The sequence below is a fragment of the Methylobacterium sp. Leaf456 genome (genome assembly GCF_001425465.1).
GTDB lineage: Bacteria > Pseudomonadota > Alphaproteobacteria > Rhizobiales > Beijerinckiaceae > Methylobacterium.
Genome location: NZ_LMQV01000006.1, coordinates 43,774 through 66,757 on the forward strand (window position 1 = coordinate 43,774; position 22,984 = coordinate 66,757).

General features: G+C 70.4%; 19 protein-coding genes. 3 read left to right on the forward strand and 16 right to left on the reverse strand.

The annotated features are described in order from the left end of the window. Nucleotides 1–234: 234 nt before the first annotated feature. Complete coding sequence (locus tag ASG52_RS07130; protein ID WP_056240974.1) at nucleotides 235–648, reverse strand: GNAT family N-acetyltransferase; 414 nt, start codon at nucleotides 646–648, stop codon at nucleotides 235–237. Between the two features lie 8 nt (nucleotides 649–656). Beyond that, nucleotides 657–3,572, reverse strand: coding sequence for a preprotein translocase subunit SecA (secA, locus tag ASG52_RS07135; protein WP_056241234.1), 2,916 nt, complete (start codon nucleotides 3,570–3,572; stop codon nucleotides 657–659). Nucleotides 3,573–3,915: 343 nt separating this feature from the next. On the opposite strand from secA, the gene ASG52_RS07140 reads away from it, so the two are divergent. Beyond that, nucleotides 3,916–4,824 carry a peptidylprolyl isomerase gene (locus ASG52_RS07140; protein WP_056240977.1) on the forward strand — a complete coding sequence of 303 codons (909 nt, stop codon included), beginning with the start codon at nucleotides 3,916–3,918 and terminating at the stop codon, nucleotides 4,822–4,824. A 392-nt stretch (nucleotides 4,825–5,216) separates the two neighbouring features. Here ASG52_RS07140 and ASG52_RS07145 read toward each other — a convergent pair whose 3' ends face one another. The 9 genes from ASG52_RS07145 to ASG52_RS07185 all read right to left on the reverse strand — a co-directional run bounded on the left by ASG52_RS07145 (nucleotide 5,217) and on the right by ASG52_RS07185 (nucleotide 14,129). Next, nucleotides 5,217–5,855 (reverse strand): acyloxyacyl hydrolase, encoded by a 639-nt coding sequence (locus ASG52_RS07145; RefSeq protein WP_056240980.1) that lies wholly within the window; start codon nucleotides 5,853–5,855, stop codon nucleotides 5,217–5,219. A gap of 226 nt (nucleotides 5,856–6,081) precedes the next feature. Next, nucleotides 6,082–6,267: a twin transmembrane helix small protein gene (locus tag ASG52_RS07150; RefSeq protein WP_056240983.1), complete on the reverse strand. Its 186-nt coding sequence runs from the start codon at nucleotides 6,265–6,267 to the stop codon at nucleotides 6,082–6,084. Nucleotides 6,268–6,337: 70 nt separating this feature from the next. After that, on the reverse strand, nucleotides 6,338–9,055 hold the full coding sequence (locus tag ASG52_RS07155) for a TIGR02302 family protein (RefSeq protein WP_056240985.1): 2,718 nt from the start codon (nucleotides 9,053–9,055) through the stop codon (nucleotides 6,338–6,340). 94 nt (nucleotides 9,056–9,149) lie between these two features. Beyond that, nucleotides 9,150–10,418, reverse strand: a complete 1,269-nt coding sequence (lysA, locus tag ASG52_RS07160; RefSeq protein ID WP_056240988.1) for a diaminopimelate decarboxylase — start codon at nucleotides 10,416–10,418, stop codon at nucleotides 9,150–9,152. A gap of 73 nt (nucleotides 10,419–10,491) precedes the next feature. Continuing rightward, entirely contained in the window at nucleotides 10,492–10,788 is a 297-nt protein-coding gene (locus ASG52_RS07165) for a hypothetical protein (protein WP_056240991.1), read from the reverse strand. 122 nt (nucleotides 10,789–10,910) lie between these two features. Beyond that, nucleotides 10,911–11,186 (reverse strand): hypothetical protein, encoded by a 276-nt coding sequence (locus ASG52_RS07170; RefSeq protein WP_056240993.1) that lies wholly within the window; start codon nucleotides 11,184–11,186, stop codon nucleotides 10,911–10,913. Nucleotides 11,187–11,422: 236 nt separating this feature from the next. Beyond that, the gene (locus ASG52_RS07175; protein WP_056241236.1) at nucleotides 11,423–12,076 is read right to left on the reverse strand and encodes an HlyD family secretion protein; all 654 of its coding nucleotides are present in this window, start codon (nucleotides 12,074–12,076) and stop codon (nucleotides 11,423–11,425) included. 251 nt (nucleotides 12,077–12,327) lie between these two features. Beyond that, nucleotides 12,328–12,930 (reverse strand): DUF1134 domain-containing protein, encoded by a 603-nt coding sequence (locus ASG52_RS07180; RefSeq protein WP_056240996.1) that lies wholly within the window; start codon nucleotides 12,928–12,930, stop codon nucleotides 12,328–12,330. Between the two features lie 290 nt (nucleotides 12,931–13,220). Beyond that, nucleotides 13,221–14,129 carry a 3'(2'),5'-bisphosphate nucleotidase CysQ family protein gene (locus ASG52_RS07185; protein WP_056240999.1) on the reverse strand — a complete coding sequence of 303 codons (909 nt, stop codon included), beginning with the start codon at nucleotides 14,127–14,129 and terminating at the stop codon, nucleotides 13,221–13,223. Between the two features lie 446 nt (nucleotides 14,130–14,575). On the opposite strand from ASG52_RS07185, the gene chpT reads away from it, so the two are divergent. Further along, nucleotides 14,576–15,322: a histidine phosphotransferase ChpT gene (gene chpT / locus ASG52_RS07190; protein WP_056241001.1), complete on the forward strand. Its 747-nt coding sequence runs from the start codon at nucleotides 14,576–14,578 to the stop codon at nucleotides 15,320–15,322. 260 nt (nucleotides 15,323–15,582) lie between these two features. Beyond that, on the forward strand, nucleotides 15,583–17,094 hold the full coding sequence (gene hisS, locus ASG52_RS07195) for a histidine--tRNA ligase (RefSeq protein WP_056241004.1): 1,512 nt from the start codon (nucleotides 15,583–15,585) through the stop codon (nucleotides 17,092–17,094). A gap of 39 nt (nucleotides 17,095–17,133) precedes the next feature. On the opposite strand, the gene ASG52_RS07200 is transcribed toward hisS, so the two are convergent. From ASG52_RS07200 to ASG52_RS07220, 5 genes are all read right to left on the reverse strand, one after another. After that, nucleotides 17,134–17,988, reverse strand: coding sequence for a CheR family methyltransferase (locus tag ASG52_RS07200; RefSeq protein ID WP_056241006.1), 855 nt, complete (start codon nucleotides 17,986–17,988; stop codon nucleotides 17,134–17,136). Further along, nucleotides 17,985–19,142: a protein-glutamate methylesterase/protein-glutamine glutaminase gene (locus tag ASG52_RS07205; RefSeq protein ID WP_056241009.1), complete on the reverse strand. Its 1,158-nt coding sequence runs from the start codon at nucleotides 19,140–19,142 to the stop codon at nucleotides 17,985–17,987. The genes ASG52_RS07200 and ASG52_RS07205 overlap by 4 nt, the downstream gene beginning before the upstream one ends. Nucleotides 19,143–19,239: 97 nt before the next feature. Beyond that, entirely contained in the window at nucleotides 19,240–19,626 is a 387-nt protein-coding gene (locus tag ASG52_RS07210) for a response regulator (protein WP_056241013.1), read from the reverse strand. Between the two features lie 11 nt (nucleotides 19,627–19,637). After that, nucleotides 19,638–20,120: a chemotaxis protein CheW gene (locus tag ASG52_RS07215; RefSeq protein ID WP_056241015.1), complete on the reverse strand. Its 483-nt coding sequence runs from the start codon at nucleotides 20,118–20,120 to the stop codon at nucleotides 19,638–19,640. Nucleotides 20,121–20,148: 28 nt separating this feature from the next. Further along, nucleotides 20,149–22,851 (reverse strand): hybrid sensor histidine kinase/response regulator, encoded by a 2,703-nt coding sequence (locus tag ASG52_RS07220; RefSeq protein WP_056241020.1) that lies wholly within the window; start codon nucleotides 22,849–22,851, stop codon nucleotides 20,149–20,151. Nucleotides 22,852–22,984 lie beyond the last annotated feature (133 nt).

The following is a 22,984-nucleotide window of genomic DNA, read 5'->3' on the forward strand; positions in this document are numbered from 1 at the left end:
ACCCCCACCTCCTCCCTCCTCCCTGCAAGGGGGAGAAGGGAACTCTACGACGAGCCGATCCGACCGATCCGATTATCCAAACCAACCCCCCTCATCCTGAGGTGCTGCGAAGCAGCCTCGAAGGAGGCCCCCAGCGGATCGCGTGATCCCTGGAGCCCTCCTTCGAGGCTTCGCTACGCTTCGCACCTCAGGATGAGGGAGGTTTGATGAGATGAGCGCGTAAGAAAGTAGCTCTCAAACCTCCCGATCATACCGGAAGGCATGGGCCACCCGCGGCATGCCGATCCTTTCGTAATACGCCTCGACGCCCGGCGCGGCGGTGAGCAGGACGCTCGTCTCCGGCCCCGCCGCCCGGCGGGTCTCCTCGATCAGCTTTTGGCCGATGCCCAGCCCCTGCACGTCGCGGGCGACCGCGAGGTCCGAGAGGTAGGCGCAGAACGCGAAATCGGTGAGCGTGCGGGCGACCCCCACCAAGCGTCCGTCGAGGCGGGCGGTGAGGATGAGGTCGGAGCCCGCCAGCATGCGCCCGAGTCGTTCGAGGGACTCGGCCGGGCGGCGCGGGGCGAGGCCGGAGGCGACGAGCACCTCTTGGAATTCCTCCGCGCCGAGATCGGGCTCCCGCGCGTAGACGATCGCCCCGCCCGCCATTTTCGGCCTCAGGCCTCGCCGGCTTCGGCGAAGCGGCCGTGGCAGTGCTTGTACTTCTTGCCCGAGCCGCAGGGGCAGGGCTCGTTGCGGCCGACCTTGCCCCAGGTCGAGGCGTCGGCGGGGTCGCGCTCCAGCACCGCCCCGTCCACGGAGAGGTCGCGCGCGGCGTAGCCGTAGGCGGGGCCCGCGCCGCCGTCGCTGCCGGTGCCGTCATAGGCCATCTCGTTGCGGCCGGTGACGGGGTCGCGGTGCTCCTCGAACAGCGGCGGCAGCTGCCCGCCGCTGAAGCCCGCCTGCTCGAAGCCGGCGCCGGCCTGTCCTTCCGGCTCCTGGTACATGATCTCGACGCGGGCGAGCTGCGCCGTCACCTGTTCGCGGAGCGCCGTGACGAGGCCGTTGAACAGCTCGAACGCCTCGGACTTGTACTCGTTGAGCGGGTCGCGCTGGGCGAAGCCGCGCCAGCCGATCACCTGTCGCAGGTGATCCAGCGTCACGAGGTGCTCGCGCCACAGGTGGTCGAGAGTCTGCAGCACCACCTGCTTCTCGATATAGGTCATCACGTCCGCGCTGTTCTTCTCGACGCGCTCCTCGTACGAGGCATCGGAGGCCTTCTTCAGGCGCTCGCGGATCTCCTCGTCGGCGATGCCCTCCTCCTTGGCCCACTCCTCCACCGGAAGGTCGAGGTTGAGCAGGTCGACGGAGCGCGCCTTCAGCCCCGCCACGTCCCACTGCTCGGCATAGGCGTTCTCGGGAATGTGGGTGGCGACCACGTCGTCGATCACGCCGTGGCGCATCTCGTCGACGGTCTCGCGCACGCTGTCCTGGCCCATCAGGTCGCGGCGCTGCTCGAACACGACCTTGCGCTGGTCGTTCATGACGTTGTCGTACTTGAGCACGTTCTTGCGCATGTCGAAGTTGCGCGCCTCGACCTTCTGCTGCGCCTTCTCGATCGCCTTGTTGATCCAGGGATGGATGATCGCCTCGCCCTGCTCCAGGCCGAGGCGGGTGAGCATCCCGTCCATCCGGTCGGAGCCGAAGATGCGCATCAGGTCGTCCTTGAGGGACAGGTAGAACTTTGAGCGGCCCGGATCGCCCTGGCGGCCGGAGCGGCCGCGCAGCTGATTGTCGATGCGGCGCGATTCGTGGCGTTCGGTGCCGAGGATGTAGAGGCCGCCCGGCAGCGCCTTCTTGCGCCCCGCCTCCGGGTCGGCCGGCTCGCCGGACGCCAGCACCTTCTCGCGGTTCTGCGCGATCTCGGCCTTCAGCGCCTCGATCGCCGCCTCGCGCTCGGGGCCCTCGGCCATCGCCCCGAGTTCCTTCTCGATGCGCATTTCGAGGTTGCCGCCGAGTTTGATGTCGGTGCCGCGGCCGGCCATGTTGGTCGCGATGGTGATCGCGCCCGGTACGCCGGCTTCCGCCACGATGTAGGCCTCCTGCTCGTGGAAGCGGGCGTTCAGCACGGCGAAGCGCCGGGTCACCCGGCCCTCGCGGGCGGCGGCGTAGACGTCGGTGAGCGCGTTCGGGTCGGAATAGTCGAGCGCGGTGTAGCCGGCCTTGCGCAAGAGGTCGGCCAGGACCTCGGACTTCTCGATCGAACCGGTGCCGACCAGCACCGGCTGGTGGCGGGCATGCGCCTTGTCGATCTCCTTGATGATCGCGTCGAACTTCTCCTCGACGGTGCGGTAGACCTCGTCGTCCTCGTCGACGCGCTCGATCTCCTTGTTGGTCGGGATCTCGACCACGTCGAGCTTGTAGATCTCGGCGAACTCGTCGGCTTCCGTCGAGGCCGTGCCGGTCATGCCGGCGAGCTTCTTGTAGAGGCGGAAATAATTCTGGAAGGTGATCGAGGCGAGCGTCTGGTTCTCGGGCTGGATCGTCACCCGCTCCTTGGCCTCCAGCGCCTGGTGCAGGCCTTCCGAGTAGCGCCGGCCCTGCATCATGCGGCCGGTGAACTCGTCGATGATCACCACCTCGTCGTTCTTGACGATGTAGTCCTTGTCGAGCGTGAACAGGGTGTTGGCGCGCAAAGCCTGGTTCACGTGGTGGACGAGCGTCACGTTGTGGGCGTCGTAGAGGTCGCCCTCCTTGAGGATGCCGGCCTCGCGCAAGGCCTCCTCGATGAACTCGTTGCCGGCTTCCGTCAGCGAGACCTGACGCTGCTTCTCGTCGAGGTCGTAATGCTCGGGCACGAGCTGCGGCATGATCGCATCGACGGCGACGTAGAGTTCCGAGCGGTCATCGACCGGGCCAGAGATGATGAGCGGGGTGCGCGCCTCGTCGATCAGGATCGAATCGACCTCGTCGACGATGGCGAAGTGGTGCCCGCGCTGCGCCATCTGCGACAGCTCGTACTTCATGTTGTCGCGCAGGTAATCGAAGCCGAACTCGTTGTTGGTGCCGTAGGTGATGTCGCAGGCATACGCGTCCTTGCGCTGCCCGTCGTCGAGCCCGTGGACGATGGTGCCGACCGACATGCCGAGGAAGCGGTAGACCCGGCCCATCCACTCGGCGTCGCGCGAGGCGAGGTAGTCGTTGACGGTGACGACGTGGACGCCCTTGCCCTCCAGCGCGTTGAGGTAGACCGGCAGCGTGGCCACCAGCGTCTTGCCCTCGCCGGTCTTCATCTCCGCGATGCCGGACTCGTGCATCACCATGCCGCCGATCATCTGCACGTCGAAGTGACGCTGGCCGAGCACGCGCTTGGCCGCCTCGCGGACCGTGGCGAAGGCCGGCACCAGCAGGTCGTCGAGGCGCGTGCCGGCGGCGAGCTGATCGCGGAACGCCTGCGTGCGGGCGCGCAGCTCGTCGTCGGAGAGGCCGGCAAGCTCGGGCTCCAGGGCGTTGATCGCGGCGACCCGCGGGCGAAAACCCTTCACGCGACGGTCGTTGGACGAGCCGAAAATCTTCTTGAGGGCACCGAGCATCGTGAACCTGCGGTCCTGGAAAAAGTCGCGCGGCGGCATTCGGTCGGGAACGCCGCCGGCCTCGCGTTGGGCGGGCTTATAGAGATAAATAGGGCGTCCCGCATCTGCCCGCATCCGGAAGTGACGGGGCGAGGCCGAAGAGTCTTTGCTGCACGCGAAAACGGGGGCAGCCGGAGTCACGAGACCGCGCGCGGGTGTCCGGCCACGCTTGCCTTTGATCCGAAGAGGTTCCACCTCTGGCCCGCCGCGGCAGCCGCCGCGTCCGGAAATATCCGCCCCGCATGAAGACCGGTCTTCAAGACGCCGGCCCGCGGTGGCCTCGCCCGAGGACGAGCCTCATCCGATGACGATCCCGACCCTTCTCCGGCGCGCGAGCGCCGCCGCCCTGATCCTGGCGCTGCCGTCGCTGGCGCTCGCGCAGGGAGCGGCACCCGGAGCGTCACCGGCCCCCGCCCAGCCCGCCGCGGCGGCACCCGGCCCGGACACGGTGGTCGCCAAGGTGAACGGACAGCCGATCCTGGGCGCCGACCTCGCGCTCGCCGCCGAGGACCCGGCCCTGTCGCTGCCGGGCGTGGACGAGGCGGCCAAGCAGAACCTGCTCGTGGATTACATGGTCGATCTCAAGGTCGGCGCGCAGGCCGCCGAGGCCGCCAAGGTCGGCGACTCAGCCGAGTTCAAGCGCAAGCTGGCGTACTTCCGCGACAAGCTCCTGCTCGACGACTACCTCGAGCGCGAGACCAAGAAGTCGGTCACGCCGGAGGCGGCCAAAGCCCTCTACGACCAGACCGTGAAGTCGATGAAGCCCGAGGAGGAGGTGCGCGCCCGCCACATCCTCGTCGAGAACGAGGACGAGGCGAAAAAAATCGCCGCCCGCGTGAAGGGCGGCGAGGATTTCGCCAAGATCGCGGCGGAGGTCTCGAAGGACCCCGGCTCCAAGACGGAAGGCGGCGACCTCGGCTTCTTCACCAAGGACCGGATGGTGAAGCCCTTCGCCGACGCCGCGTTCAAGCTTAGCCCCGGTCAGGTGTCCGATCCGGTCAAGACGCAGTTCGGCTGGCACGTGCTGCGCGTCGAGGAGAAGCGCACCAAGCCGGTGCCGAGCTTCGACGAGATGAAGGAACAGATCGACCAGTACCTGACCCGCAAGGCGCAGCAGGACACGATCATCAAGCTGCGCGAGGCGGCGAAGGTCGAGCGCACGGGCGCGGCCCCGGCCGAGACGCCGGCGACGGGCGAGCCGAAGAAGCCGTAAGCGGTTTTTTGGGGGAAGGCCCGGAGCGATGCCTCCGGGCCGACGACGGGAAGCGTCACGCGCCGTCGGGTTTATCCGCGTGGGTTCAGCCGCATTCCCCCTCTCCCCGCACGCGGGGAGAGGCCTTCATGGACCTCGTCGTCCATGAAGGAAGCGGAGGCGAAAGCCGGAGCGGCGGTGAGGGGGACTCGACGGAAGGGGCTGGTGGTTCTTAACCGCCCCCTCACCGTCGGCTGCCGCCTCGCTTCGATGACGACAGGGTCATCGAAGCCCTCTCCCCGCGTGCGGGGCGAGGGGATGCACGGCTCTACGAAGCGATAGACGGAAAGTGTTTTCGGGCGTCGACCCGCGACGCCACGATCACCCGCGCGCCATGGCGCGCGGCGCGTTCCTCAGAACGTATAACCGATCTTGCCGCCGAAGTTCGTCAGGCCGCGGTTCTCGCCGCAGAGGCCGGCGTTCGACATGTGCTCGACGGTGGCCATCACGCTCCATTGCGGGGTGATGCGGAAGCCCAGGGCGGCGGCTTCGCGGAAGAGCGGCGAGCAGCCCAGCGAGTTGAAGCCGTAGGGCGTGCCGGCTTTCGGGCCGGTATAGCCGTTGTGCGCGGCGCCGCCGAAGAAGCCTTCGAGGAAGACGCGGCGGCCGAACGTCTCGGGGAAGAGGTCGATCGACCACGTGCCGCCGAGATAGGCGTAGCTGGTGCGCCCGCCGGTGTTGTAGCTGCCGCCCACCGTCGGGCGCGGCACGAAGGCCTGCCAGAACGGATCGAGGCTGACGACCGGCTTGGCGAACAGGATTTCGCCATTGACGTTGGCGGTGCTGAAGCCCGGCGCCTTGCCCTCGGCGCTGCCCGGATCCTGCACCGAGCCGCCGATGCGGATCTCGGAGACGAAGCTGTAGGGCTGGACCGGCGCGACGTAGGGCATCGGCGCGGGCGCCCGGACGCCGAGATCGGCAGCCTGCGCGGCCGAGGCGGCCAGCGCGCCGGCCACGATCAGGGCCGTAGTCCGAGCGAAAGGTGAGGTCATCGGCGGTGCATCCGTTTCAACCGCCCTCGAATACCACGCGGCCCCGGAGCCATCCCGTAGATTCATCCACCCGTCACGCTTTTGCCGGGCCGGTGGGGCGCGGGGGCCACACTTTCCCGCGCCGCGGTGCCTCCGCCCACGGCCTCACGCCGGAGTATCGGCCCGAAAGGTGGGAACCGGCTTGTCGGAGGAAGCCGATGCGGCACAGGAATCGAGCGCGTCGTCGTCAGGCCGAGCGCCACCACACCACGCCCATGATCACGACGATCGCCACGAATTGCAGCAGCACCCGCAGGCGCATCAGCTTCTGCGAGAGGTTGGCGCTGCCGCCGCGCATCATGTTGACGAGGCCGAACAGGAGGACGGCGGCCACCGCGAGGCAGGCGAGAAGAACGACTTGGTTGGAGGACATCTTTTGCGACTTGTCCCGATAGGGGCCCGCGCGCGTCGCGCAGGCTCATGGTGATCGATCCGCGCGCCGCTCAGTTCCGGCGCAGCAGGCGCTCGAAATAGTCGAGTTCCTCCTGCGGACGCGAGGGGTCGCCGAGCTTGCGCCGCAGCTCCTCCATGATCCGTCGGGCGCGCTGCACCGCCGATTCGTCGGCGCCCGGCACGCGCACCCGGCCGTCGGAATTGTCGCGCCCGCGGGTCGGGCGGCCGAGGGGGTCGTCGTCGCCGCCGCCGGGGCGGCCCTGCTGGGCCTGCTGCTGGCCCTCGCCCTCCCCCTGGCCTTCGCCCTCGGCCATCTGCTGCATCTGCTTCTGCATGCCCTCGGCGCCGCGCTTCAGCCCGTCCAGCGCGCGGCCCTGCGCGTCGACCGCGTCGCCGTTGCGGCCCTGGCCCAGCGCGTCCTCGGCCTCCTTCATGGCGTCCTCGGCGTCGGCGAGGCCCTGCTCGCCCTGGAGGCCCTGCTGCTTCATCCGCTCCTTGAGATCCTGGAGCTGCTCGCGCAGGCCCTGCTGGCGCTGGCCGGGGCTCTGGCCCTTCTGTCCCTTCTGACCCTGGCCCTGCTGCCCTTGCTCGCCCTGCTGGTTCTGGCCCTGTTGACCCTGCTGCTGCTGGCCCCGCTGACCCTGCTGGCCTTGCTGACCCTGGGGCTGGCCGCCCTGCTGCTGTTGCTGGCCCGGCCGCGGGCGCTGGCCGGGGCGGGGGCGCTGCTGCTCGCCCTGCTGACCGTCCTTGTGGGTCTCGTCGCGCAGCTCCTGCTGGTCGCGGGACATCTGGTCGAGTTCGTCGAGCTGCCGGTTCATCTCGGCCTGCCCGTCGCCGGACTTCTGGCCCTGGTTCTCGGCGCTCTGGAGATTTTCAAGGGTGTTGCGGAGCTGTTCGAGCAGGCGCTGCGCCTCGGCCGTGTTGCCGCGCTGCATCGCGTCCTGCATGTCCTTGAGCATCTTCTCCAGATCGTCGGGGGTGACGGTCTTGGCGCCCTTCTGCTGCTGTTGCTGCTGGCGCTCGGATTGCTGCTGGCGGTTCTGAGGGTTCTGGCGCTGGCGCTCGGCGAACTCCTTCATGAACTTGTCCAGCGCCGACTTCAGATCCTCGGTGAGCTTCTTGATCTCCTCGTCGGGCGCGCCGCGCTCGATCGCCTCCTTCAGCCGGTCCTGCGCCGCACGCAGCGCCTTCTCGGCATCCGACAGGTCGCCGTCCTCGATCTTGAGGGCCATCTCCCACAGGAGGTCGGCCACGCCGATCAGGTCGTCGTCGGATTTCGCTGCGCGAAGCCGGTTGGACGCGGTGGTGAGCCCGAGGAAGATCGACGGCTCCGGCGTGAATTTGTCCGGGGCGATCAGCAGCGCGTCGAGGGCGGTCTGGACGCGCTTGCGCTCGTCGTCCGGCGCGGTGACGAGGCGGCGGCGTTCTTCCGCCAGCGCGCGGGCCAGCGCCTTGGTGAAGGGGCGGGCCGGCAGCGTCGTCTCGGCGGGTTGGGTGCGGCCCTCTTGCCCGGCCTCGTCGCGCACGACCAGCGTCAGCCGCACGCGGGCGCCGGACCAGGGATTGTCGGTGAGATCGACCAGCGACTTGGTGTCGTGCTCGCCCGTGGCGTCGGCGGGCAGCGCCAGAGCGAGCTTGGGCACCGGCACCAGCGAGCGGCCGGGCTTCAGCGGCTCGACCATCCCCTCGGCCGACGCGATGCCGTAATCGTCCTTGGCCCGGTAGGTCAGCGAGAAGGTGCCGCGCCCGTTCACCTCGAGCGCGCCGATCTGCTGCACCTCGGGCGGCAGGTCGGGGATCGTCTCGATCACGAGGCGCTGCGGCTCGGAGCCGGAGGCCGAGATGCCGAGTTCGGCGGTGCCGCCGGTGAGGCGGAACCGCTCCTCGCGCAGCGACGCGCGGGCATCCGCGCCTTGCGCCAGGACAGGGCGCGGGGCCGGCTTGCGGTCCGGGGTCTCGTCCTTGGCCACCGGCATCAGGGCGGCGTTCGGCGTCAGCGCCGCCTCGCCTTGGCCGGCGATGCGCACGATCAGGGTCGAGTTCACCGGCGCGCGCAGGCGCTGCACCGCGTCCTTGCCGCCGGCCATGGTGACGATCAGCGGCGGCACGCGGGTGTAGATCGGCGGATCGATCCAGCCGTCCACGCGGAAGCTCGGGGCCGCGGCCGGGGGCTCGCGCCAGTCGAAGGCGGCCGCGACCCGCCCGCGCCATTCCGGGCCGGCGACGAACAGGGCGGCGAGCGCTGCGACCAGCGCGCCGGCCCGCAGGGCGCGGGGATCGTGGCGCGGCATGTCCGGCCGCGGTCGCCCGACCCGCAGCCGGGCGACGGTCGCAGCCGCCCGCTTCTGGTGCAGCGCCCAGAGCGCGCGGGTCGCCGGATCGGCCCCGCCGACGGCGAGCGTGTCCTCGATGGCAGAGGCCGGATCGTGGGTCAGCCCGGTTTCGCGGGCGGCCTCGCGATCGATCCGGGTCAGCGCCTCGCGCCGGCTCGGCCGGGCGACGCGCAAGACGGGCAGGAGGGCGGCCAGCGCCAGCAGCGCGAACAGGCTCAAGCCCACCATGCGCCACAGCGGTGGCAGATCCAGCCACAGGCCGAGCCAGGAGGCGGTGAGGAACAGGAACACGACGCCGAGCGGGCGCCACAGCACCGGCCAGACCCGCTCCCACAGGCCCGCGGCCCGTGCGCCCGCCACGAGCCGGTCGAGGCGCTGCCGCGCGTCGCCGGGCTGCGGCCCGGCCTCTGGGCTCGTCCGTTGCGCCTCGCTCATCGTGATCGGTCGCGGCTCCCGTAGACAGGCCAGGAAGCTAGCATGGTGCCGGCCCGGCACCATCGGGTCAAATCAGCCCAGCCGCGCTCGGGTGTTACGCCAGCCACTCCGGCACGCGGTCGAGGCGGATCAGGTCCTCGTAGCTCGGGCGCGGGCGCACCACCGCCGCGCGGTCGCCGCTCACCAGCACCTCCGGGACGAGGCGGCGGCTGTTGTAGGTGCCGGCCTGGACCGCGCCGTAGGCGCCCGCGCTCATCACCGCGATCAGGTCGCCGGCCGCGACCGCCGGCATCTCGCGGGCGAGCGCCAGATAATCGCCGGTCTCGCAGACCGGGCCGACCACGTCCGCCGTGATCCGGGCGGCGTCGGGCGCGGCTTCGGTGAGCGGGCGGAGCGCATGGAACGCCTCGTAGAGGGTCGGGCGGATCAGGTCGTTCATCGCCGCATCGACGATGACGAAGGTCTTGGCCTCGGTCGGCTTCACGTAGACCACGCGGGTGACGAGGATGCCGGCATTGCCCGCGATCATCCGCCCGATCTCGAAGACGGGCCGCAGGCCGAGCGGCCAGAAATGCGGGCGCAGGATCGCGGCGAGCGCGGCCGGGTCCGGCGGGGGGGCGTTGTCGTCGCGGTAGGGGATGCCGAGCCCGCCGCCGAAATCGACGTGATGCAGCCCGTGCCCGTCGGCGAGCAGCGCGCCGGCCAGCTCGCAGAGCCGGCGCGCGGCGCTCTCGAACGGGGCGAGATCGGTGATCTGGCTGCCGATATGCGTGTCGACGCCGACGAGATCGAGCCCCGGCATCCGGGCGGCGCGGGCGTAGACCTCGCGTGCGCGGGTGATCGGAATGCCGAACTTGTTCTCGGACTTGCCGGTCGAAATCTTGGCGTGCGTCAGGGCATCGACATCGGGGTTCACCCGGATCGAGACCGGCGCACGTTCACCGCGCGAGGCGGCGACCTCGGAGAGCGCCGCGAGTTCCGGCTCGCTCTCGACGTTGAAGCAGAGGATGCCGGCTTCCAGCGCGGCGGCCATCTCGTCCTTGGTCTTGCCGACGCCGGAGAAGACGATGCGCTCGCCCGGCACGCCGGCTGCGAGGGCGCGGCGCAACTCGCCCTCGGAGACGATGTCCATGCCGGCACCCCGGCGGGCGAGCGTCGTCAGCACCGCCTGGTTCGAATTCGCCTTCATGGCGAAGCACACCAGCGCGTCGTCGCCGGAAAAGGCCTCGGCGAAGACGCGGTAATGCCGCTCCAGCGTGGCGGTGCTGTAGCAGTAGAACGGCGTGCCGACCTCGGCGGCGAGCGCGGTCAGATCGACGTCCTCCGCGTGGAGGCGCCCGTCGCGGTATTGGAAATGATGCATGGCAGGCTCAAAGGGGCGCTCGGCGCGTCGCCCGCGTCTTTAGCCCTCGGCGGCTCCGCCTGAAAGCCGGAGCCTACAGGATCGCGTCGAGGATGAACGGCTCCTTCGGGATCCGGTAGCCGCGCTTGCCGCCGCGATTGGTCGTGACCGGCACGCCGTCGCCGCCGGGCGGGATCGCCGCGGGGCTCAGCTCGTCGCCGGCCTGGACCGCGTCGGGATCGGGCGCGGCGGCCCGGTCGCCGACGCTGGTGGTCGGCAGGCCGCGGGGCGAGGCGGTGCCCGGCGGCTGCAACCCGCCGCGGCGCCCGCAGGCGGTGCAGGCGAGCGCGACGAGGCCGATCGCGATCAGGGCGGGCAGGCGGGAGGGCATCGGCGTTTCCGGCCAAGAGTCTGGCGATGAGTCCGGCGCCAGCTTAGCCGTTTAGGGCGTGCCGTGCGAGCCTGTCTCGGCCACAGGCGCGCGCCGACAGCGAAGAAGGATACGGAAGAGCCTCAGCCCTTCTTACGCGCGTTCGCATCCTTCGGCGGGGTGTAGGCGTCGATGGCGCGGCGGCAGTTCTCGGAGAGCTTGGCCCAGTTGGTCTTGAAGCACTGGTCGGTGGCCGGATCGTCCGGGTCGAGGTTGCCGCAATAGCTCAGGTAGTCGCCGGTGCAGTACTTCTTCAAATTCTCGTTGCCGCGCTTGGTCTGCTGCGCCTGCGCCGGCGCGATCAGGAGGGCGGCCGCACCCGACAGCACGAGGGCGAGAGACGTCAGCTTCAAGGCCATGATGTTCGCTCGATCGCGGTTCGAAGGATGAAGGCGGGCGCGATGAGCCTGCCGCTTGTCCGAAACAAGGCGGACGCGCGACCATCGCGAGATGGTTTTTCCTGTTACGGATTCGGAAACACCCTCGCAAGGGAGCGGGTTCGGACGGGTCCGAACCTGCCGCAGGCAAGTGCCGCCGCGCACGATCGAGGGTTTCCGGACGATCCGGACGGCGGAGCGTGGGAGGTCGTGAAAAATCAGCGCTCCGCCATGGCCGAGGCCGGGAAGGCGCCGACGTTCGGCAGGCGGTCGCGGCGGGCGAGCGCCTCGGCGACCTCGCCAATGCGGCGGCGCAGCTCGGCGGTGTCGTCGTGGCCGCGGGCGGCGAGCGCGGTGCGGGCCGCCTCCAGTTCCGCGCGCAAGGCCGCGACGTCCTCAAAGGCGGCGACCGCCTGCGGGTCGGCGGCCCGGCGGGCGGCCTTGAGGCCGTCGAGGACGGTGCGGTGGGCGTCCTCCAGGGCGTGCAGCGTGGCGAGGCCAGCCTCGCCCTCTGCCCGCGAGGACGACAGGTCCTTGTCGAGGCCGGCGATCTTGTCCTGCGCGCGGGCGAACTCGGCCTCGCTGCGCAGCCGGGCGGCCACCGCGGTCTCGGCCTCCATGGTGCGGGCGCCGAGCGCGGCCATCTCGGCATGGCGCTTGGCCGCCTCGGCCTCGGCCCGGCGCTCCAGCCGGCGCTGCGCCACCGCGAACTCGGCCCGCAGATGGTCGCGCTCGGCGGCGACCTCGGCGGTACTGACGGGCAGCGTCGCCTCGATGCGCCGCCGGGCCAGCCGGGTCGCACGGGCGTTGACGGTCGGCAGGGCGATCAGGGCGCACAGGCTCGCCAGCAGGAAGCCGAGCCCGAAGATCATCACGGTCTCGATCACGCGGGGCGCCCTCGTGCGGCCTTCGACCGGTTCTTTCGGTCGCCGGTCTTTTGCCCGGCTTACCTCAGCGGAGGCAAGTGGCGGAGCCTGGAACGGCTCCGGCAATCGCCTGAAAGGCGATTGGGCCGCATTCCGGGCGCGAAGAGCGCCCCGTGGAGCGGGTCTCGGCGGAAGCCGAGGCGTCTAGCGGAACGAGAGCCAAGCCCGCGGAGGCGGGCGCCGGCGCTTGAGGCCAGCTAGAACGGATTCCAGGTCGGGCGACTCGTGAACTTCAGATAGCCGACATTGATGCCGAGCCGGGCGCCGACGCCGGAGCGGATCGGCACCACCACGACCCCGCCGTCGGTGACCGCGGTCATGCCGAAGCCGCCGATGAAGTAGGCCGAGCCGTCGACGCCGCCGAAGCGGCGGTAGAGGCCGGCGACGGCGGGCAGGTTGTAGACCAGCATCATGGTCCGCGCCCCGTCGCCGCCGACATCGAAGCCGAGCGTCGGCCCCTGCCAGTAGATGCGGCGCTGGCCGGCGTTGCGGGTATAGAGCGTGCCCTCGCCGTAGCGCAGGCCCCCGACGAAGGCGCCCGACGCCTCCTGGCCGAGGATGTAGCCGTTGGGCTCGCCCCAGCGCCGGGTCGCCTCCTCGATGGTGAGCGCCAATCCCCGCGACACGCTGCCGAAGAAGCGGTGGCCGTTCTCGACCACCTCGGCGGCGCGGAAGGATTCGGGGCGGCCCATATCGTCCACGGCGCCCGCGGGGACGGCGGCGGCGATCAGGCCCGCGGCGAGTCCGAGAACGGCGGCGCGGCGGGTGGCACGGAATTCGTCACCGGATTCGTGCGGCATGGTCGGTCTCCCTCGGCGTCGCCGACCGTCGGTGCCGTGCATCCGGGACGCGACGCGGGCGCGTCCGACCGGACAGGTCCGGTAGGCAAACGCGCAACGACGCCCTGATCAAGTCAAGTTTGAGTTAACGAGGAGTTAAGCGGTCTCGCTTGGTTTGCCTCAGGCGCCGGCGCCCGCATCCGCGGGCATAGGCTTTCGCTCCGCTAGACGCCTCGGCTTCGCCGCGGCCGCTGCGCGGGGCGCTCTTCGCGCCCGGCCATACGGTGCCATCGCTCGTTCCGAGCGACGGCTTACCCCTGCGTCCCGATCGCCTCGCCCGCCCGCCGCCGGTCGAAATAGGTGACGGCGGATTCCTGCGGCAGGTCGATCCCGTCGTGGTAGCGGGCCGCGCCGAGGGCGGCAAAGGGGCCGTTGCGGTAGAAGCGGCCGTAATGCCCGTAGGTGACGGTGCCGCCGTCGGGCCCGACGACGCGCCCGCCCGCCATGGTCAGCACGTGGTCGCCCGCGGCCGTGTCCCACTCCATGGTCGGCGCGCAGCGCACGTAGACGTCGGCCTCGCCCGCGGCGATCAGGCAGAATTTCACCGCCGAGGAGGTGACGCGGCGCTCCCCCACGGCGAGGCGCTCCAGGCAGGCGTCGGTGGCGCTATCGCCGTGCAGACGGCTCACCAGGGCGACGGGGCCGCCCGCGGGGGCCTCGCGCACCGCGACCGGGCGGAAGGCGCCCGCGCGCCCCTGGACGATCGCCGCCTCCTGGGCGGTGGTGCCCGCGGCCCAGACCCGGCCGAGACCCGGCGCGGCGAGCGCGGCGGCGATCGGCCGATCGCCCTGCACGAGGCAGATGTTGACGCAGTACTGGTCGTGGCCCGCCAGGAAGTCGCGGGTGCCGTCGAGGGGATCGACGAGGAAGAACAACGGCGCGGGCGGCGCCGTGCAGGAGGTTTCCTCCGCGATCACCGGGATGCCGGGAAAGCCGGCCATGAGCGCCGCGACGATCAGTTCCTCGGAGCGGGCGTCTGCGAGGCTCGCGGGCGAGCCGTCGGGCTTGACCACGTGCGGGCAATCGCCGCCGTGATAGCCCCGCAGGATGCGCCCCGCCTCGCAGGCGATGCCAGCGAGCCGCCGCGCCACGGGATCGCGCAGGGCCTCCGGCACCGGGGCCGTCGGGTGGAGCGCGGGGAACGGATCGGGGGCGGTCATCGCGGGGTCATGAGCGGTGGTGGCGGGTGATCGAGCGCGGACGTGGGGAGAAACATGCGAGGGGAAGGCAAATATCACGCCCCGGCCTGACGCGTTGCTGAACGATTCTTCCTGAACGGCGCTTCGCCCGCGTCCCTGGGAGGCTCTTGCGATACAACTTGGGACAAATCAGGACGGAATCCTGCTTGGCCTCAAACGCCGGCGGCCGCGTCCGCGGCCTTGGGCTTCTCGCTCCGTTAGACGCCTCGGCTTTGCCGAGGCCCACTGCGCGAGGCGCTCTTCGCGCCCGGCCATACGGCACGATCGCCCCTTCCGTGCGCCTTTCCAAAGCCGCCTTCCATGACTATCGGTGCCCGGATGCCCGCGTCGGTCGCACGATCGGATCGGGCGACGACATCGGACCAGACCTCGCGGCTTGCCCGCGACATCCGGCAACGGAGCGTGCCATGAGCGGCCCCAGCACCAGCCTCACCCTCGACAGCCTCGACCTCTCGGCGCTCCTGTGCTCGCGCGTCTGCCACGACGTGATCAGCCCGATCGGCGCCATCGTGAACGGGCTGGAGGTGCTGGAGGACGACAACGACCCGTCGATGCGCGAATTCGCCCTCGACCTGATCCGCAAGAGCGCCAAGACCGCCTCGGCCCGCATCCAGTTCGCCCGCATCGCCTTCGGGGCGGCGGGCTCGGCGGGCGCCTCGATCGATCTGGCCGACGCCGAGAAGGTCGCGCGCGCCATGTTCGCCGACGAGAAGACCCAACTCTCGTGGAGCGCGCCGCAGGCTTTGTTCCCGAAGAACAAGGTCAAGCTGCTCCTGAACCTCGTCGTCATCGCCTCGACCGCGATCCCGCGGGGCGGCCATATCGACGTGAAGGTGACGGGCTCGGGCGACGCGCCGACCTTCACCCTGCTCTCGAAGGGCAGCCACGCCCGCATCCCGAACCACGTCGAGGCGCTGATCGCCGGCACGCCGGAGGGCGGCACGGTCGATGCCCACGGCATCCTGCCGTTCTATGCCGGCCTCGTGGCACGCGCCGCCGCCATGGACGTGCGCTTCGTGATCGAGGGCGACGAGGTGACCGTCACCGCCACGCCGACCGAGGCCAATGTCGGCCTGCCCGGCGCCCCGGCCCCGAGCATCGAGGCCGACCGCCCCTCCGACAGCGCGCCGCCGTCGGACACGCAGCTCGCCTGAGCGCCGGTTCCACCGGCCCGTCCCACCCCACCCCCTCATCCTGAGGTGCCCGCGCAAACGGGCCTCGAAGGAGGTCTTCAGTGGATCGCGCGATCCCTGGAGCCCTCCTTCGAGGCTGCGCTTCGCGTCGCACCTCAGGATGAGGGGGTGGGTGGGATGAGCGCGCCTCCGCGCTCCGGAGCGCTCGGCTTGCCGCCGCGCCGCCGCCTGCGATAGAGCCGGGCCTCAACCCCCGAAAAAAAATCCTGAGCGGCGACGACATGGCCAAGGCCGAGACCCTGAAACCCCGCCTGCCGCGCGGCTTTCCCGACCGCACCGAGGCCGACCTGCTGGCGCAAGGGCGGATGCTGGAGACGATCCGGCAGACGTTCGAGCTCTACGGCTTCGAGGCGCTGGAGACGCCGTTCGTCGAATACACCGAGGCATTGGGCAAATTCCTGCCGGATCTCGACCGGCCGAACGAGGGCGTCTTCTCGTTCCAGGACGACGACGAGCAGTGGCTGTCTCTGCGCTACGACCTCACCGCGCCGCTCGCCCGGCACGTGGCCGAAAACTTCGACGCCATTCCAAAACCCTATCGCAGCTACCGGGCCGGCTACGTCTTCCGCAACGAGAAGCCGGGTCCGGGCCGCTTCCGCCAGTTCATGCAGTTCGATGCCGACATCGTCGGGGCGGCGAGCGTCGCCGCGGACGCCGAGACCTGCATGCTGATGGCCGACACGCTCGACCGGCTCGGCCTCGGCGGCCAGTACGTGGTCAAGGTCAACAACCGCAAGGTTCTGGACGGCGTGATGGAGGCCATCGGCCTCGCCGGTCCCGACAAGGCCGGCCAGCGCCTCACCGTGCTGCGCGCCATCGACAAGCTCGACCGGCTGGGCGCCGACGGCGTGCGCCAGTTGCTCGGCCCCGGCCGCAAGGACGAGAGCGGCGACTTCACCAAGGGCGCGGGGCTGGCCGATGACGCCATCGAGCGCATCCTCGCCTATGTCGGCTTCGAGGCCGCCCCGCACGAGGGCGCCGACCGCATGGCGTTCTGGGAAAAGTTCTTCGGGTCCTGGCACGCGGTCGTGGGTGATTCCGAGACCGGCCGCGAGGGCATCGCCGAACTCCACGCGATCATGCGGCTGTGCGAGGCGGCGGGCTACAGCCACGACCGGATTCGCGCCGACCCGTCGGTGGTGCGCGGCCTCGAATACTACACCGGCCCGGTCTACGAGGCGGAGCTGACCTTCCCGGTCACCAACGAGGACGGGCAGACCGTGCGCTTCGGCTCGGTCGCGGGCGGCGGGCGCTACGACGGACTGGTCGGCCGCTTCCGCAGCGAGCCGGTGCCGGCCACCGGCTTCTCCATCGGCGTCTCGCGGCTGTTCTCGGCGCTGCGGCTGACCAAGAGCCCGCTGGTCGAGGGCGCGGCCAAGCCCGGCCCGGTGGTGGTGCTGGTGCTCGATCGCGAAAACATCGCCGAGTATCAGGCGCTGGTGGCGCGGTTGCGGGCGGAAAACATCCGGGCCGAACTCTATCTCGGCGCCGCCGGCATGAAGGCGCAGATGAAATACGCTGACCGCCGCCGCGCGCCGGCGGTGGTGATCCAGGGCTCGAACGAGCGCGAGGCCGGCGAGGTTCAGATCAAGGACCTGATCCAGGGCGCCCAGGCGGCGGCGGACATCGCCAGCAACGCCGAGTGGAAGGCCGCGCGTCCGGCTCAGGTGTCGGTGCCGGTGGAGCGGATGGTCGAGGCCGTGCGCGAGGTTTTGGCGCGGCACTTTGGGTGAGCGGGATCTTCTCCTCACCGCAAGGAGAAGAAGATCGTCTCAGAAACCCGCCGCGAGCCGCGTCGGGGCCGCCGCCCGGTGGACGGCGCCCTGGCGGTAGAGGCCCCGGTGCTGGCCGTCGGGCACCAGCGCCTCGGTCAGCCCGATCACCGTCTCGGCGGCGCCGAGCAGGACCGCGCCGTCGGGGGCCAGTGCCTTGGCGATGCGCTCCAGCACGTCGGCCTTGGTCGGCGCGTCGAAGTAGATCAGCACGTTGCGGCAATAGACAATGTCGAACTGCCCGAGATGCTCGAACGGGTGCAGGAGGTTGAGCGGGCGGTAGCTCACCATTTTCATCAGTTGCGGGCTGATGCGCCACTGCTCGCCGACTTGGGTAAAGTGCTTGACGAGGAGTTGCACGGGCAAGCCGCGCTGCACCTCGAAATGGCTGTAGAGGCCGAGGCGGGCCTTCTCCAGCACCTCGGTAGAGAGGTCGGTACCGACGATCTCGACCTGCCAGCCGGCGAGCTGCGCCGCCGCCTCGTGCAGCATCATCGCGAGCGAATAAGGCTCCTGGCCGGTCGAGGCCGCCGCCGACCAGATCCGCAGGCGGCGGGTCGAAGCGCGGGCCGCGATGGCGCGGGGCAGGAGCACGTCGCGAAACAGGTCGAACGGGGCGCGGTCGCGGAAGAAGAACGTCTCGTTCGTCGTCATCGCCTCGACCACCGCCCGCTCCAGCGGACCCTCGCGCGATAGGCGTAAGGTGCCGACGAGGTCGGACAGGGTGGCGAGATTGAAGCGGCGGCAGACCGGCGAGAGGCGGCTCTCGACGAGGTAGCGCTTCTCCGGGCCGAGCGCGAGGCCGGAGCGTTTCTTCAGGTAGTCGCGCAGGAAGCCGAAATCCGCTTCGGTCATGCCGCGCTCCCGCCGATGGCGGTGCGCAAGGCCGAGCCGATGTCGGGCAGCGGCAGGACGGCGTGGCACAGGCCCGCCTTGGCGACGCTGCCGGGCATGCCCCATACGGTGCTGGTGGCCTCGTCCTGGGCCATGAGCTGCCCGCCGGCCTCGACGAGTGCGCGCGAGCCCGCGGTCCCGTCCGAGCCCATGCCGGTGAGGATCACGCTGAGCGTCGCGCTCCCGTAGATCGCGGCGGCGTCGAGGAACAGCACGTCCACCGCCGGGCGGCAGAAGTTGACCGGCGGCCCGTCGTCGAGGCGGATCACCGGGTCGGCGGCGGAGCCGGTGAGTCGCATGTGGCGCCCGCCCGGCGCGACGTAGATGCGGCCGGGCTGCAGCCGCTCGTCGGCCTTGCCCTCGGCCGCGGGCAGGCCGACGCGGGCCCCGAGATGCTCGGCGAAGACGGCGGTGAAGACCGGCGGCATGTGCTGGACGATGAGCACCGGAAGCCGCCGCAGGGTCGCGGCGCCGATCTTTTCCAGAACCTCGCCGACCGCCTTGGGGCCGCCGGTGGAGGAGCCGACCAGCAGCACCCGCGGGGCGGTGAAGGCGCGCGGACGCGGGCGCAGCGTCACGGTGCCGGACAGGCGCGAAACCGGCGCGGGCGCCGCGGTCAGGGTGGAGGTCGAGGAAGACTCGACCGCGGTCGGCACCGGCCGGCGCCGGGCGCGGGCGGCGCCGAACACGCGGATGCGCTCCAAGAGGTCGGCGCGGAAGCCGTCGGAGGTGGTGACGCCGCGGTTGCTCTCGGGCTTGGGGATGTAATCGACGGCGCCCAGCGACAGGCAGCGCAGAGAGACGTCGGCGTTGCGCTGGGTCAGCGTCGACATCATCACCACCTGCACGCCGGGCTGGCGCGCCAGGATCAGCGGCAGGGCCTGGATGCCGTCGAGTTCCGGCATCTCGATGTCGAGGAGCACCACGTCGGGGGCGCAGCGCGCCAGCGCATCGACGGCGGCGCGGCCGTTGGGGGCGGTGGCGACGACCTCGTGGCCGGCCTCGCCCAGCCAGCGCGAGACCAGCCCGCGCACCACGGCGGAATCGTCGGCGACCAGCACCTTCACGGCGGAGCGCGGTGCCGCGGCGGGTGCGAGGGCCTGAGTAGCCGCCATGAGTTTCGTGCCTCCGCAGGAGGAAGGGGGGAAGGGTCCTGCGGCCTCCCCCGGCCGCTCGGATGGGGCGTCGCGCGAGGGTCGCGCGTTCGCCGAGCTAGGCGTGCTGGGGCAGGCGCACCGAGAAGCCGACCTGATCGAGCTTGGCCATCATGATCTCCCGGTCGAAGGGCTTCATGATGTACTCGTCGGCGCCGGCGCGGAGCGCCCGGGCGATGGCGCCGACATCGTTCTCGGTGGTGCAGAACAGGACCTTGGGCCGGTCGCCGCCGGGGGACTGGCGCAGGTTCCGCAGAACCTCGTAGCCGTCCATGTTCGGCATGTTCCAGTCGAGCACGATCACCGAGGGCATCGCCTCGGCGCACATCGCGAGCGCCTTCTCCCCGTCCTCGGCGTCGCGGACGCTGAAGTCGAGGGTCTCCAGGATGCGGCGGGCGACCTTTCGGATCACCGCGGAATCATCGACGACGAGACCGGTCCTCATCGCATCCCCCCTCAGGCGACCTTGGCGTCGCGCTGGGCGTCGCCGAAGGCGAGCAGCGCGTCGACGTCGAGGATGACGAGCAGGCGCCCGTCGAGGCGGTGGACGCCGAGCGAGAGGTCGCGCCAGCGCGGATCGAGGTTGATCGGCACCGGCTCGTGGGTCTCGGCGCCGAGTTTCAGCACCTCGCCGACGCCGTCGACGATGAGGGCGAAGGTCTCGCCCGCCTGCTCCAGGCCGATCGCCATCTGCGCCGCGCCGCTGGCGCGGTCGGGCAGGCTGAGGCGGCGGCGCAGGCAGAGCGCGGTGACGACGCGTCCGCGCAGGTTGAGGAGGCCGACGATCTCGCGCGGCGCCAGCGGCACCGGGGTGATGCCGGCGGGCACGAACACGTCGTGCACCCGGTCGATGGTGAGACCGAACATGGTCTCCCCGACGAACACCGTGACGTAGTCGGTGGTGTCGGCGGGGGCGGCGTTGGCGTTGGCGGCCTGCATGGGGATGAGTCTCGCTACGTCAGATGGATCAGGCGGCGCGGGCGAGACCGGGCTCGCCGATCTCCGCGAGGGCGGCGAGCAGGCCGGAGCGGTCGAACTTCGCCACGAGGTCGCTGATGGCGAGCTTGCGGGCCTGCTCGATCGCCTCGGGGCCGACGGTGCCGGTGAGCGCCACGACCGGCATCTCGGCCAGCCGCCCCCCGGCCTTGCGCATGGCGCCGACGAGGTCGAAGCCGCTGCGGCCGGGCATGTCGAGGTCGCTGACCACGAGGTCGATGCCCGGATTGGAGAGCAGCGCCTTGAGGGCCTCGTCGGCGCTCGAAGCCGTGCTCACGCTGTAGCCCGCCGCCTTGAGTACGGGGGTGAGCATGTCGCGGAAGAACGCCGAGTCGTCGACCAGCAGGAGCGAGGGCGCCTTGACGGCGGCCTTGCGGGGGCCGCGCGCCCAGTCGTCGTAGGCGAGCGGCAGGAAGTGGGCGATGTTGATGATGTCGGTGGCCCGGCCCCGCAGCACCGCCGAGCCGATGAGATCGGAGCGGTCGGCACTGATCTCGATGTCGAGGCGCTCCTCGACGATATCCACGATCTCGTCCACGACGAGGCCCATCGCCCGGTCGCCGTCGGAGAACACGACGAGCGCCTGGCTGCCCTCGGTGCGCAGCGCGATCGACGGGTCGGCGGGGACCAGCGGCATCAGGCGGCCGCGGTACTGGATGAGCGGACGCCCGCCCAGCCACTCGATCTTGGCCGCGTCGATTTCTTCGAGGCGCGTGACGAGGGAGAGGGGAACGGCCTTGAAGCCGCCCGCGCCGCCCTTGAACACCAGCAGCGTCGCCTTGGCGTCGCCCGCCTCGACCTCCTCGGCCTCCGATTCGGCGACCGCGCCGGACTGCGCGCTCTGGCCGACGAGCTTGGCCACGCCGTTGGGATCGACGATCAGCACCACGGCGCCGTCGCCGAGGATGGTGTTGCCGGCAAACAGCGGGATGTGGCGCAGCTTCGACGACATCGGCTTCACGACGATCTCTTCCGTGTGGAAGACCTCGTCCACCAGCACGCCGAAGCGCTGGCGGCCGACCTGGGCGACGACGACGAAGCCGGATTCGACCACCTCGCCTTCCTCCACCGTCGCCTGCCCGCGCATCAGCCCCTGGAGGGTGACGATCGGCAGGAGTCTTTCGCGCAGGCGCAGCACCGGGGCGCCGTTGATGCGCTCGATGGCGTTGGCGCCTTCCTTGGCGCCCTTGGCATCGACCCGCACCAGTTCGAGCACCGCGATCTGCGGCACCGCGTAGCGCTGGGCGCCGGCCTTGACGATGAGCGCCGAGACGATGGCGAGCGTCAGCGGGATCTTGATGGTGAAGGTGGTGCCCTTACCGAGTTCGGTCGCGATGTCGACGACGCCGCCGATGGTCTCGATGTTGGTCTTGACCACATCCATGCCGACGCCGCGGCCGGAGACCGAGGTAACGGCCTTCGCCGTCGAGAAGCCGGCGTGGAAGATGAACTTCGCGACCTGCGCGTCGGTCATCTTCTCGATCTCCGCCGCGGGGGCGAAGTTGCGCTCGACCGCCTTCTTGCGGATGGCGGCGAGGTCGAGGCCCTTGCCGTCGTCGGCGATCTCGATCGTGATGGTGCCGCCCTCGTGATAGGCGGACAGACGGATCGTGCCGCGGGCGGGCTTGCCGGCCTTGATGCGCTCGTTGGTGGCCTCGATGCCGTGGTCGGCCGAGTTGCGCACCATGTGGGTGAGCGGGTCCTTGATCACGTCGAGGACCTGGCGGTCGAGCTCGGTCTCGGCGCCGGACATCACCAGCTCGATGCCCTTGCCGAGTTCGGCCGAGAGGTCGCGCACGACGCGGGGCAGCTTCTGCCACGCATTGCCGATCGGCTGCATGCGCGTCTTCATGACGCCTTCCTGCAGCTCGGCGGTGACGTGGGAGAGCCGCTGCAGCGGCACCTTGTAGCCGGAATCCTCGTGGCGGCGGGCGATCTCGAGGAGCTGGTTGCGGGTCAGCACCAGCTCCGAGACCATCGTCATCAGGTGCTCGATGGTGTCGACGTTCACGCGGATCGTCTGCACCTTGGCGATGGGGCCCTCACCGCCCTCGGCAGCCGCAGCGCGCGGGGCCACGGGCTCCGGCGCCTCTTCGGCCTGCATCTCGAAGGCGGGCTCTTCGGCGACCTGGGGGGCCGGCTCAGGTACGAAAAAGTCGTCGGGGCCGGGCGCCTCCATGAAGGCGCGCTCCAGATCGTCCAGCGAGACCTCGCCGGGCTTCAGTTCGCGCTCGACCGGCGGCGGCAGCACGATCGCGGCGGGAGCCGGCGCAGGAGCATGGGCCGCGGCGGCGGGCGCGTCGTCGGAGGCCATCTTCTCCAGCGCGCCGATCAGGTCGTCGTCGGAGCCCGCCGGCTCGGCGCCGGTGGCTTCGAGATCGCCCAGGATCGCCTTGAGCCGGTCGAGGGTGGCCAGGATCAGGGTGACCGAGGCGCCGCTGACCGGATAGCCGTCGCGGAAGCGGCCCATCAGGGTCTCGGCGGCATGCGCCAGGGCTTCCAGCCGCGGCAGGCCGAGGAAGCCGCAGGTGCCCTTGATGGTGTGCACCAGCCGGAAGATGTTGCGCAGAATCTGTTGGTTGTTCGGATCCTGCTCGAAACGGACCAGCTCCGCATCGACCGTGTCCAGATGCTCGGCGCTCTCGACCAGGAACTCGCGAAGCAGATCGTCCATGGCAGGTACTCGTCAAACGCGCACGAAAGGACGTGCGAAGAGCACTCTCGCCTCGGAAAGTTAGTGAAGGGTTGCGGACGGGGCGGAAAATTCAGATGCCACGTTCAAGATTCCCAAGGCGGGCGCTGAAGCG